A 12446-nucleotide genomic window follows, 5' to 3' on the forward strand; every position below is an offset into this window, starting at 1 on the left:
CGATCACTTGGGGACCACGCCGGGGGTCGGGTCCTTGATGAAGCCGCTGCCCTCCTCGGCGAAGCCGGCGAAGCTGCCTGAGCTGGTCACGATCTTGAAGGGCTGCGACGAGATGTTGGCGAAGCGCTGGTTGGGCGCCCAGGTGAGCGGCGAGGCCAGGTCGGAGGTGAATGTCATGGAGTTCATGGCATCGCGCACCGCGGCTCGGGTGAGGTTCGGCCCTGCCTTCTCCAGGGCGGCGACGAACACCTTCATGCCGAGGTAGGCGCCTTCGAGGAACTGGTTGCTGATGTCGGCGCCGGGGTCGACGGAGTGGACCTCGTCGGCGTACGCGGCCACGTCCTTCAGGCTGGCCAGTCGCCCGATGGGTGGGTTGTAGCCGGTCCACACGAGCATGCCGTCGCACGGCCGCCCGCAGTCGCGGCCGAAGCGCTCGTTGAAGAGGGGCTGGGCCCCGCCGGTGCGGATCTTGCCGAACCCGAGCTTCTTGCCGCTCTGGTCGCTCTGCTGGCTGGCGATATAGGTGGCGGCCGTCTCCGGGGTGAGCAGCATGGAGACGTAGTCGCACGACCCGCCGCAGTCGCTGTTGAACTTCTGGGCGTCGGCCGAGTAGCTCGGCTTGCCCGGGTCGATGCCGACGAACGCCTTGAGTGTGGCGCCCGGCAGCGTTTGCACGTACGTGCGGAACGCCGCCGCGCCCTCTTCACCGAAGCGATAGGTGTTGTCGAAGATGATGCCGAACGTGCGGGCACCCTTGTCGTAGCCGTGCTTGGCCATGATGCGCATGGTGCTCACCGTCGAGGTGGCCACGGGCCACACCCACGGGTCGAAATACTGTTCCTTCAACATGCCGTCGGTGCCGACCACGGGAATGCCGGCGTTGGAGATGGTCTTGTTCTCAATGGCCTGGGTCAGCCCTTCCGAGGACGGCACGACCGGGAGGGCGAAGTAACCCTCCTTGGCGAAGGTGGCGATGTAGTTGGAGCCGCGGGGGCCGTCCCAGCCGTCGTCGACCATGCGCAGGTCGAGCAACCGCCCGCAGATGCCGCCCTTGGCATTGACCCGGTTGACCACGGCTTGCATGCCGACGTACGAGGACCCGAGGAACGACGAGCCGGTGCCCGAGCGCACGTTGGTGGCGGCCAGCTTGATGCGGTTGCCGCTCACCCCCTTGTCGGTGGCGCCACCGTTCTTACCGGGGGCGCACTCGAGCTTCTGGCCGTTGCGCGTCTGGGCATTCGCTGCCGTCGGCCCCCCTTGGGCACCGGGCCCCCCTTGGGCGCCGGGCACGTTGCCGGCGACACCTTCCGGGCCGACCTCACTCGTGCCCTCTGCGCCTGGCGCGAGGGTGCCGCCGTTGTTGGCAGCCTCTACTTCGTCTTTGCTGGGCGGCGGCTCGATGGCGACCACCGACAGGGCGATGAGCCCAGCCAGCAGCAGCAATGCGGAGCGCCACGGTCGTGCGGCGGATCGGTTCAACGGGGCCTCCAGGGACGCGGTACCCGGCACCGAAAGCGGTGACGGAAACCTCTGCAAGTAGTACGGCTGAGCGACGCCTCCGTGTCAGATAACGGGGGTGCCGCAGGGATCAGGTGGAACGTGCGGCTGCCAACAACCGCCTGCGGCGCGAGAGCACCGGGGGCAGGGCGAACAGCGCCCATCCGGTCAGGAGGAGAAGGGCCTGCCTCGGATCGGTGAAGAACATCCGGATGCCACGTCCGAGCGCTCGCAGGAAGCGAGCGATCGGACCACCTTCATCCCCTTTGCTTACCGCGGGGGTTGTCTGGAGGCCGCCCCCGTCGGGCATGAAGGCGTCTCCCTCCGCTCCCGCGGCGCTGAGGTCGCTCTCGTCGAAGCCGTCGCCGTCCGGGTCGTCGCCGAAGCCGTCACCGAACGGCAGCTTCTGGATGTTGTAGGTGGCCGCCGTGGCCACGCCGGCGAACTGGTAGATCTGACGGGCTCGGCCGAACGGCTTGTTGTCGTTGTAGACGACCATCTCGAGGCCGGCGACCTCGGTGGTCGAGTCGCCTACCAAGGCCTGGTCGGACGACTGGCGGGCTGAGGACTTCTGCACCGCGGTGAGGGCACCCTTCGGGGTGCCGGCGCGCAGCCCCTCGTCGAGGCCGTTCGTGGTGCGGAACTCGACGCGGCCGCCCATGAGCAGGTTCAACGTCCGCGTCAGGACTTCGAGGTCGCAGACGTCCTTGCAGATCCAGCTGGTCCCGTTGCGGACACCTCTCACGGTGACGCTGTGGTCCGACATGGGCCGGCGCCCGGGTCGACCGTTGGACCGCGATGTGGCGACGCTTGTCACCTCACCGATGAAGAGCACGCCGGCGATGTTGATGTCCTGCGCCTCGGCGACGACGGTCGCCGTGACGCCGTCGGTGCGGCTGATCACCGACGAGGTCGTCGCCTTGCCCACGGTAACGGCGCCGTTCAGGTACCCGACGGCATCGGCGGTCAGCTTGTCGCCCGGCGTGGGGCAGGAAACCGTGCCGGCGCTCGGCGTTTCGTTCTTGCTGGCCGCCTCTTGGCCCGGCTCGCCCTCGCTGGAGCTGCAGTCCGCAGCCTCGTTGTCCCAACCGGGGCCGCCGTCGAGGTTACGGGTTTGGTCCTGCACCGGTTTGGGCCCCGTTGAGAAGATCCCGCTGAACACCTCGCTGCTGCTTCGGACCGTCACGTCGCAGCGCGACAGGTTGGTGAGGTCGAGCTTGGTGCGCTCGTCGACGTCGATGCCGATGGCACGCGCCGAGGTGGAGCCGGTCTCGTACTCGGCCTTGGACACCCGGCCGGCCACGAGCTCGCGGTCGGTGAACCCGCATTGTGAGTTCACGTTCTTACTGATGATGTCTGCCGACGGGGCAATTTGCCCGGCGGCGGGGGCGGGCGGGACCGCCGAGATGCCCTTGGCGAGAAGCAGTCGCACGCCGTAGCCGGTGGCCGAGGAGAAGTAGCGGGGCTCGGTCACGCCCTGCTGCTCGGGGATGTCGAGGGTGCTGCGGTCGGGGTCGGCAGGCGGCGGCGGGGCGGGCGCTTGCCCGATGTCGTAGATGGTGTAGGCCGGGACGCGGGTGGTCTGGTAGCCGGTGAGGACGAAGAGGCGCCCGTTCTTGCCGTCGCTGATGATTCGCTCCTGCCCGTCGGCGGAGCGGTCGCTGAACGACCGAGCTTGCGGAATGGGGTAGAAGCGGCCTTCGGCGATTCCCAGCCCGGAGATGCGCGACTGGAAGAAGAGGCGTCCGGTCAGGGTGTCGATTCCGTAGCCGAGACGGGCGAAGATCTCGCCTTCGGCTCCAGCCGCGACGACGCCGACGAACGACATCGTCCTGGTGTCGAAGGCCCAGATCTCCCCTGCGACCGTAATGAGGAACAGGCGACCACTGTCGGGATCAGCGAAGGCGGTCTCCAAGTAGGCAGGCCCTGCCACGATGTCTTCGGTGCTGTCGGTGATGATCCCGGGGCGGCTCAGGCGGGCTACCGCTCCGATGCTGCCCGCGCGTTGGCAGCTGAAATAGACGGATTCGCGCGTGATCACGGCCGCGAGCTGCGAGCTGACGCCCGAGTCGGTCGGTGTCAGTGGACCGTTGCAGGCCCGGATCTGCCGTGTCTGGCTTGTTCCGGTCTTCAGGTCGAGGCGATAGACGATCGTCGTGGCGTTGCCCCCGCTCGTGGCCGGGACGCCGCCGAACAGGATCAGGAGCGCGTCGTCGAAGGGGTCGTATTCGATGGCCGCGGGGAGGAAACCGAACGTGCTGCGGTTGGCCACGACGAACGGCTCTTTGATCGCGTGGTTCTTCTGGGCGAACGTGCGCAGGTCGACCTCGGCCACCGACCACGCCGCGGCACCGTCTGCCCTGTTCTTGGCGAGGAAGAAGGCCCGCTCGTCGCTCACGGCGTGCATCCAGTCGCCGCCGTAGTCGGATTTGGCGCCGCGGTAGAGAGAAACCGGCAACTCGAAGGATGTGGTGAGCGCCAGCGAATCGAAGTTGCGCACGGCGATTGCCGTCGGGCCGGTGGCGTCACTCGCCGTCGGGTGCACCTGCCACAACTGCCGCAGGTGAGGCATGGCGACGAGGGTTCCGCCGTAGTAACCGCGTTCGTCGAACTCGGAGGTGGGCTTGATGCGGTCACCGAGCGCCTTGACGGCATCGGCGGGAAAGCGCTCGAGCGAACCGATAATGGGGGGCTGCCCGCCGTCGGCGGACTGCGCGGGCCCAACCGGAAGGCCCACGATGACCGACATGCCCAAAAGCAAGCCGATGATCGTGGTCGTCCCGCGACGAACTTGCTTTCGGCAGGATGTAGTGCGACTCAAGGTGCGAACCCCCTGCTGGTATGGAGACACCAGGCTTTGCCGACGACGTCTCTCGCAGAAGGGTAGCGAGGCGAGTCGTCACAAGCTCGGCGCGGCTTGAACCTGGTGATGCGTCTACACGTACTACGCCTGCCAGTGGCTGCCGTGTCAACGTTTCTTCGTGGACGTTCCAACGGCGGTAACAGAAAAGAGGTGGGCAGCTCCGGCTGCCCACCTCTTTTTCAGCTTGGGTGGTGCACTGCCAAGAGGTTCCTTAGCAAGCTGTCGTTGTGGCGTCGCACAGGCGGGGTGCCGCTGTTGTGTGCGACTTCACGACCTCACCCGTGATGAGGAACCGGGTGGCGGTCTCGTTTGTGCAGGAGCCGCTGTGCGTGGGATCCGGCGCGGCCGACACGGTACCGGTCACGTCGCCGGTGAGCACGAGCACTGTCCCTGTGCTTGTGAAGTTGAAGCTGTGGCCGTTGGTCGTGGCGCCGCCACCCGACGAGAGGCCGCAGTAGCCTGTGACCGTACCGCTGGCGGAGAGGCTCGTCTTGGAGACGCATGTACCGGCGGTGAAGCCGAAGCTGAAGTTGGCGGTGTGCGGGTGCAGCACGTGCACCGTATTCACGGGATAGCCGAAGCCGACCGAGAGCGTTGCGGTGCCTGTGCCGGCGCAGACGTCTGTGTTGGCCGAAGCAGGCGAGGTGGGAGCAAGCATCCCGACCGTGGCGATCGAAGCCGCGGCGAGAAGCAGTGCGAGACGACGCTTCATGTTATGGGTCCCTTCGATTGTCGAACCGAGTGGTTCGAGTGATTTGGAGTGAAGGACGGGTTCCAAATCCCCCCAGGCGGTCCCCCCCAGCGGGGCAGTTCCTGTGGTGTGGCTGCAGGTGCCCTTCACCACCTATCTACGACGATCCCCGCCTGGCGTGTCGGCTTTTTTCGACGACTTTGCGTTTCCGCCGAGGCGCCTAGCAAACAAGTGGATGTCGAGTCGCACAGGCGCGGTCCCTGGATGGGTGTCGTGTGCCTTGAGCGTCGCCGCCGCCGAACCAGAACCGAGTGGCGGTCTCTGTGGCGCAGGAACCGCTGAATGTGGGATCCGGCTCGAACGACACGAGCCCGGTCAGTTGACCCGTGAGGACGAGGACTGTCCCTCCGTAGGTGAAGCTGAAGCTGTGGCCGTTCGTGGTGACGCCGGAGCCCGACCCCACGTCGCAGATGGCCGGTGCTGCCGCCACCGGTTGGCTGGAGACCCTGCGAAGGTTTGTCTCAGCAGGCTGTCGTTGTGGCATCGCATGAGCGCGGCGCCTGGGGCAGCGTCCCGTGCGTCTTGAGGACGGCGCCTGTGAAGAGGAACCGGGTGGCGGTCTCGTCTGTGCACGAGCCGCTGTGGACGGGATCGGGAACTGTTGCCACGATGCCGGTGAGGTCGCCGGTGAGGACGAGCACGGTCCCGGTACCCGTGAAGCTGAAGCTGTGGGCGTTGAACGTGGAACCACTGCCGGAAGACAGCCCGCAATAGCCTGTGACGCTGCCGTTGGCTGTAAGCGTGGGCTTGGTCGCGCAGGTCCCCGTAATGATGCTGAAGCTGAAGTTGGACGTGTGTGGGTGGAGGACGTGGACCGTGTTCACCGGGTAGCCGAAGGCCACCGAAAGTATGGCGTAGCCTGTGCCGGCGCATGCATCGATGTCGGCCGAAGCTGGCGTCACAGGACCGAGCGCCCAGCCTGTGGCGAGCGCTGCTGCGGCCGGAAGCAGTGCGAGACGTCTCATGGGTCCCTCCTCCGAGAACGAACAGTACGAAAGAGGCGGGCAGCCGTAGCTGCCCGCCTCTTCAATTCGACGATGCGCTGCGAGGGAGTCCTAGCAGGTTGTGTTTGTGCTGGGGCAAAGGCTGGGCACGGTCCCGTGGGTCTTGACCACTTCGCCGGTGATGAGGAAGCGGGTGGCGGTCCCGTTTGTGCAGGAGCCACTGTGCGTGGCATCCGGAACGGCCGACACGGTGCCACTCAGGTCGCCGGTGAGCACGAGCACTGTGCCTGTGCTTGTGAAGCTGAAGCTATGGCCGTTGGTGGTCGAGCCGGAACCTGTTGACAGCCCGCAGTTCCCCGTCACTGTGCCGCTGGCCGAAAGGCTGGTCTTTACTGGGGTGCATGTGCCGGCGGTGAAGCCGAAGCTGAAGGGGACTGTGCGCGAGGGGGTGACGACCGGGTACCCGAGGCCCGGGGCCCCGAGGGTGGCGGTGCCTGTGCCGGCGCAGACATCGGTGTCGGCCGAAGCCGGGGACGTGGGAGCAAGCATTCCGACCGTGGCGATTGATGCCGCGGCGAGAAGCAGTGCGAGACGACGCTTCATGTGGGTTCCTTTTGGAGTACGACGAGCCGAAGTTGGCTCGACGGAACTGCAGCGAAGAGGCGATTACGAGGGTTGTAGGTTCCCCCCAGCGAGCAGGCGCTTGGAGCGGCTGCGGTTGCCCTTCACTGATGAACTACGAATGACTAGCCCCGAAGTGTCGAAATTATCTAGTTATTTCGCGGATGCCTCGCTGAACGGACGAAAAATGAGACGCGGATGATGGAATCCGCACGACTGAAAAGCGTGCAAGTTCTCGCTTGAGGCGACCAAGAAACCGTGCCAGGACAGGGGCTTTCAGCAACCCTCCCGCCCGGGGCCAGTCGGGGGAGGCAGACGACGTACGAGGAATTTCTCGGTGCGTCGAGGACGATTTGAGCAATTTCGCCATCCCGGCCTCCGTTGACGCTGGCAATATCACTGCCGGGAGGACGGTGCCTGCATCCCCTCGACGGTCATCCCGAGCAGTTCATCGACGTGGTGGCTGGCGATGACCATGAGATGCACGATCAGTTGCTCGACCTCGATGCCCCGCAGTTCGGCCGCTTCGCGAAAACGCTCGACCGTCGCGTCGTCGAGCACGACCTGAAGGAGGTCGTTCGGCTCGTCGCGCTGCCGATGTCGAGGAATCAAAGGTGCCGTCCCGGGGTCGTGCGGCTTCTGCCGATTCGGCGGGAGCCGTTCGTTACTACGACCGAGACGACGTAGCGTGTCACCCGAGGGACAGATATTCTGTCACCTCAGCAGGTATGTCACCCGAAACAGGGAATTAACCTGTCGAGGGCACTGCGTGAGGGAACGGGGGGCAGTCTCGAGTGAGCGTGGCGCTGAAGATTCACATCGAGCCCCTCCCCGAGGCCCTGTGGGCCCGTGGCGACCGCAACGAGGTCTTCGAGGAGCTCTACCGGCGCTGTCACCCCCAACTCGTCGAGTTGTGCCGACGGCTGCTCCGGGGCAACGGCGACGCCGAAGCCCTCGCACAGGAAGCCTTCGTCCGGGCGTGGTTGTCGTGGGAGCGGTTTTCCGGTGCCCGTCCGTTCTGGCCGTGGTTGGCCACGATCGCCCGGCGGCTCTGCATCGACTATCGCCGCCGGCTCGATCGCGAGACACGCCACCTTCACGTGGCGGCCGCTATCGACGAGCGAGCGCCGATTGCCCCTGACGAGCTGCTCGAAACCGACGAGGAGTACAAGTCGGCCGTCCTTGCCCTGCAAAGGCTGAAGCCCGCGGAGCAGCGGGTCATCACGCTGCGCGACCTGAACGGGTGGTCGTACGACGAAATCGCCCGTTTCGAAGGCGTTACGGTCGAGTCCATCCGCGGCTCGCTCAAGCGGGCTCGAGCCTCCTTGCGGCAGTCGTATGCGAAGGTGGCGGCAGGTGCTCCCGCTGCCGTTGCCCTGGGGCCGTTCCGGGGGGTCAGGCGGCTGATCGACCGCACGGCGACGGTGGCCAACCGCCCGATGGTGGCTGCTCAGTCCGCCTGCCTGCTGGATGTTGCCGCTGCCGCAGTCGTCGCCGTCCTTGGGATCGGTGCGATTCCGCTCGCTGTGCCCGACGGACCTGCCGCACCGGCCGACATCGTTGCCGCCCCGGTAGGGGCTTCCGGCGCACAAAGTGGCGAAAGCAGCGGCGTTACCACCAGCCCTGCTGGAACGTCGAACGCCTCTCCTCGCTCGGCGGCAGCCGGTAGCGAGAACGGCGCCTCCTCGCCGAGGCCGCTGCTGCCGCTCGACGGGGTGACTGCTCCTGAGGACGCGGTCTTCACGGCGTTTACTCCGTCTCCGTCCTATCAAGAGGACCGGACGGTCTACGCCGTGGGCACGGCGGGGACGGGATGCGCCGGCGCTACCTGCCCGGTGCTGTTCAAGTCGGTCGACGGCGGTGCCTCGTGGACACGCTTGGCGGCAACCGGCCTTACGGGCGGGACCGTGATGCTCCCACCGTCGCACGCCTCCGACGGCCGTATCTTCATCGCCGGGCCACTGGCTCTCAGCATGTCGACCAATGGTGGGGCTTCCTTCGAGGCCGTCACCCCCGTGGGTGGCCCCGCGGCGATGTCGCCGACGTTCGACGGTGATCATCGCATCCTGCTCGGGCAGGCGCCTGGCTGGGAGTATGCCGACAACCTGAACGCCATGCGCCCGTCCGGGCTCGTCGTGAACTCGACGTCGCTGACCGCGTTCCCGGCCTTCTCGCCGCAGTACGCAGCGGACGGCCTGGTGTTCATCGGCGCCACCACCGCCGGGTCGGGCGGGAAGCAATCGGCAGTGTTCCGCTGCGAGAAGTCGTTGTGTGGACAGCAGCCCGCGGCATTGCCGGGCGTGGCGGGGCCCCCGTCTCTCGCCGTCTCACCGAGCCTCGATCGCGACGGCATGGTGATGGCGTGGCGCGGTGACTCCCTCTTCCGGTCGGATGACCGAGGGGCGTCGTTCGCCCCGACCAAGTTGCCGATCGTGGGCGCCGTCCGCGCCGTCGCCTACGACCCCACCGGCCGAATCTTCGTCGCCGTGCGGCAAACGGGGGAAGGGGTGACGTCGGGGGGACTGCTCGCATCGGCCGACGGCGGGCGCACGTGGCAGGTTGCCGGGGGTTCGACCGCATTGGGCCAAGGCGTCGAGACGGTTGCGGTCTTGCCGGACGGCAGGATCATGGCCGGCCTGAGCGCTGACGGCGGTCGAGGCTTGCTGTGCTCGAAGAACGGGGGAGAAACGTGGGGCACTCGCTGCACCGACTAGTCGGTCGCGGGCTCGGCCTGCTCGTCGCAGTGGTTACGACGGTGCTGGTCAGCCCCACGCCGGCGCATGCCGAAGGCGAGTTCGCGGGCGCGTGCATGGTCTCGCTGACGGCCACCTTTTCGCCGCCGCTCGACATGTCATTCGTGCCTCGAAGCGCCTCGCTCGGCGCGACAGGGTCTTGTGTCGTCAACGGCGTACCGGCGCAGCTCTTCCTGGCCGCCACAGTGTCAACGCCGTTTGTCGGCGGTGGATTCAACTGCGCCGCAGGCGTGATGACCGGGACAGGTTCCGTGCGGATAACGGTTCCCGGGTTCCCTGATCCGTTTGTGGAGATCCAGATCGTGAACTCCGGCGGCGTGTTGACCATGGCCCTCGAGTCGTTGCTCGTGACCTTCGAAGGCGTAACCGAACTGGCGCCTGTGCCGGGACAGTACGTCGCCTGTTTGCGGGGTTCGCTGGCCCAAGGCACATGGTCGGGTGCGATGGCGTTCCAGGACCCGTACCCACCGCCCGTGTGACACGAGAACCGATCTCGCACGTACTACCACCGGGCGCATTCGGCGCCGAGCAATCGAAGGGAAGTCCCGTGAGGCGTAGGAAGGCATTTATGGCTGCGGTGGTCGTGGCACTGGCACTGGCCGGCTGTGGCGGCAACGACGACGACGACGCCACGCCGGCGCCGGGTGACACCAACGCCTCGTCGTCGTCGACCTCGTCGACGACGACGGCTCCCGCGCAAGCAGCAGAGGGGGGCGTCACCCGCGGCCCGGCGACGCAGAGCGGGCCGTCGACGGCAACCGGTGGCGACTTCAAGGCACAGCCCGGACCCACCGGCACTGACCCCAACGCGGCCAAGCCGAAGCACCCACTGAAGGTGTCGCTCGGCTCGCCGTGTATCCGGGCCGGGGAGAAGCAGACGATCACCATCGAGACCGTCTCGCCCAGCGCGGTGGGATACGACAGCTATTACGGCGACGGCAAGTCCGGCATCAGCGAGGGCTTCTACGGCGGCAACAACGGTAAGAGCCTCGAGAACGAAAACGTCTGGACAGACACCTGGGTCGTCAATCCTGCGGCACCCCCTGGAACAGTCCGAGTCATCGTGCAGGGAATCAGCGTGCGAACGAGCGCCAACCAGCTCGAGGTGTTCTTCGACCTCAAACGCCCGACGGAGAACTGCTGAGTCAGTCCTTGAGCCGCCGAGCGAAGGCGGCGTTGACGGAGAGGCGTTCGAGGAGCTGTTCGATCTGCTTGGCCCGGCCGGGCACGGGGTGGGCGGCCAGGAAGGCGCTGACGTCGGCGATGACCGCCTCGTCGGTGAAGCCGAGCATGCCGTCGAGCATGCGGTCGACGAGGTTCTCCGGCACTTGGGCCAGCAGTTGGTCCCAGTGCTGCTTGACCAGCGCCCACGCCTCGTCGCCGACGGCGTGGTTCTGCAGGAGCAGCGACACCACGAACGGCTCGTTCTGGGTGCGTACCTCCGGCGACAGGGCGAGGTCGAAGGTGCGGCGCGCCGAGGCCTCGTGCTCGAAGCCTGAGAGCCCGTAGAGGTAGCGCAGCTCCTCCTGGGGGGTGGTGGCCTTGCGCCAGCGGGCCAGGAACTCGGCGTAGGCTTCTTCCCCGCCGCCCCGGGCGACGATGGCCACGACCGCGCCCGCCAGATCGGGGTCGACCGCTGTGGGATCGGCGGAGGCGTGGAGCTCGAGGGCCCGAGCCCGCACCTCCTCGTCGGTACCGGTGGTGCCCAGCGCCCGCACCATCGTGGCCCGCAAGGTGGCGGCCGTCTCCGGTTCGCCGGGTTGCGCCGCCCAGCCCAAGCGGTCGAACACGGGGCGGCACAGCTTCCGCACCAACTCGCGGATGTGGTCGCGCCGTTCCTCGGGGACGGCTCGCCTCACCAGTTCGAGGCCCTCGAGTAGCACGGCCCACACGTTGGGGTCGTCCTCGTCGGGCGCCAACCGCCCGGCCAACTCCAGGAAGTCGTGCACTTCGGTGGTGCCTGCGAGCACCGACGCCCACGTGTCGCTTGCCAGGTTGAACCGTTCGAGGGCGTCGAGCGCGGGCAGCGCCCGCAGCAGGTCGGAGGAGTACCGCACCCGGTACACGCCCCACCCGCCTTCGTTGACCACCACCCAGTCGACGCTGCCGCCGAGGTCGACGACCTCTCGGGCCTCGCCCTGGATCAGCTTGCGCCGCACGACTGCGCCGTCGACTGACGCCCGCAGCATCACGGGGACCTGCCACAACGGGGACTCGCCCCCGTCGTCGGCATACCGGAAGCGCCGCTGTTCGAGCACCAGCGTCGACCCCTCGACCGACACCGACACCATGGGGTGGCCGCCTTGGTAGATCCACGAGTCCATCGTCGAGCGGGCGGGCTCGCCGGTGGCCTCTTCGATGGCGTCCCACAGGTCGGTCGTCTCGGTGTTGGCGTACTGGTGGCGGGCGATGTAGGCGGCGATGCCGTTGCGGAACTCCTCCGCGCCGACGTACTGCTCGAGCATGCGCAGCACGCCGCCGCCCTTTTGGTACGTGAGGACGTCGAACATCTCCTCGGCCTCGCTGGGCCGCGACACCGGGAACTCGATGGGCCGGGTCGACGCCAGCGCATCGACGCCCAGGGCTCCGCCCCGCGTCAGGCCGAAGCTGACCCACCGCTTCCAGTCGGGCCGGAAGTCGTCGACGCACAGCAGTTCCATGAAGGTGGCGAAGGCCTCGTTGAGCCAGATGCCGTTCCACCACTTCATCGTCACCAGGTCGCCGAACCACATGTGGGCGATCTCGTGGGCGACAACGTCCGCCACCCGTTCCAACTCGATCCTGCTCGAGTTGTCCCGGTCGACCAACAGGGCGGTCTCCCGGAAGGTCACGCATCCCACGTTCTCCATCGCCCCGAACGCGAAGTCCGGCAGGGCGACGAGGTCGAGCTTCTCCGCCGGGTAGGGAATGCCGAAATACTCGGTGAAGAATCGGAGTGAGAAGGCTCCGATTTCGAGGGCGAATTCCGTGAGGTGGGACTTGCCCGGCACGTAAGCGACCCGCAACGGCGTGCCGTC

10 protein-coding genes are annotated in these 12446 nt (G+C 67.0%); 3 read left to right on the forward strand and 7 right to left on the reverse strand.

From position 1 onward, the window contains the following. Positions 1-3 precede the first annotated feature (3 nt). The 6 genes from VM938_04670 to VM938_04695 form a co-directional block, all read right to left on the reverse strand. A complete protein-coding gene (locus VM938_04670) occupies positions 4-1479 on the reverse strand; it encodes an ABC transporter substrate-binding protein (GenBank protein ID HVF74319.1) in 1476 nt (491 codons plus the stop codon). A gap of 109 nt (positions 1480-1588) precedes the next feature. Next, entirely contained in the window at positions 1589-4246 is a 2658-nt protein-coding gene (locus VM938_04675; protein HVF74320.1) for a hypothetical protein, read from the reverse strand. A gap of 325 nt (positions 4247-4571) precedes the next feature. After that, positions 4572-5072 carry a hypothetical protein gene (locus VM938_04680; GenBank protein ID HVF74321.1) on the reverse strand — a complete coding sequence of 167 codons (501 nt, stop codon included), beginning with the start codon at positions 5070-5072 and terminating at the stop codon, positions 4572-4574. Positions 5073-5572: 500 nt separating this feature from the next. Further along, positions 5573-6076, reverse strand: coding sequence for a hypothetical protein (locus VM938_04685; GenBank protein ID HVF74322.1), 504 nt, complete (start codon positions 6074-6076; stop codon positions 5573-5575). Between the two features lie 90 nt (positions 6077-6166). Further along, positions 6167-6658 (reverse strand): hypothetical protein, encoded by a 492-nt coding sequence (locus VM938_04690; protein HVF74323.1) that lies wholly within the window; start codon positions 6656-6658, stop codon positions 6167-6169. A gap of 414 nt (positions 6659-7072) precedes the next feature. Beyond that, positions 7073-7237, reverse strand: a complete 165-nt coding sequence (locus tag VM938_04695) for a hypothetical protein (GenBank protein ID HVF74324.1) — start codon at positions 7235-7237, stop codon at positions 7073-7075. A 239-nt stretch (positions 7238-7476) separates the two neighbouring features. On the opposite strand from VM938_04695, the gene VM938_04700 reads away from it, so the two are divergent. The 3 genes from VM938_04700 (at position 7477) to VM938_04710 (ending at position 10573) form a co-directional block, all read left to right on the forward strand. Beyond that, complete coding sequence (locus tag VM938_04700; protein ID HVF74325.1) at positions 7477-9390, forward strand: sigma-70 family RNA polymerase sigma factor; 1914 nt, start codon at positions 7477-7479, stop codon at positions 9388-9390. A 29-nt stretch (positions 9391-9419) separates the two neighbouring features. Further along, on the forward strand, positions 9420-9908 hold the full coding sequence (locus tag VM938_04705; GenBank protein ID HVF74326.1) for a hypothetical protein: 489 nt from the start codon (positions 9420-9422) through the stop codon (positions 9906-9908). Between the two features lie 89 nt (positions 9909-9997). Next, positions 9998-10573 carry a hypothetical protein gene (locus VM938_04710; protein HVF74327.1) on the forward strand — a complete coding sequence of 192 codons (576 nt, stop codon included), beginning with the start codon at positions 9998-10000 and terminating at the stop codon, positions 10571-10573. A gap of 1 nt (position 10574) precedes the next feature. Here VM938_04710 and VM938_04715 read toward each other — a convergent pair. Further along, positions 10575-12446: M1 family aminopeptidase (locus tag VM938_04715; GenBank protein HVF74328.1), on the reverse strand; the 1872-nt coding region annotated here is incomplete at its 5' end.

This window comes from Acidimicrobiales bacterium, assembly GCA_035536915.1.
Taxonomy (GTDB): Bacteria; Actinomycetota; Acidimicrobiia; order Acidimicrobiales; family JAHWLA01; genus JAHWLA01.

Excerpts from the sequence above, each read along its gene's own strand:
- VM938_04675 (HVF74320.1), bottom strand. The coding sequence starts at position 4,246 with ATGTCGGTCATCGTGGGCCTTCCGGTTGGGCCCGCGCAGTCCGCCGAC.
- VM938_04680 (HVF74321.1), bottom strand. The coding sequence starts at position 5,072 with ATGAAGCGTCGTCTCGCACTGCTTCTCGCCGCGGCTTCGATCGCCACG.
- VM938_04685 (HVF74322.1), bottom strand. The coding sequence starts at position 6,076 with ATGAGACGTCTCGCACTGCTTCCGGCCGCAGCAGCGCTCGCCACAGGC.
- VM938_04690 (HVF74323.1), bottom strand. The coding sequence starts at position 6,658 with ATGAAGCGTCGTCTCGCACTGCTTCTCGCCGCGGCATCAATCGCCACG.
- VM938_04710 (HVF74327.1), top strand. The coding sequence starts at position 9,998 with ATGGCTGCGGTGGTCGTGGCACTGGCACTGGCCGGCTGTGGCGGCAAC.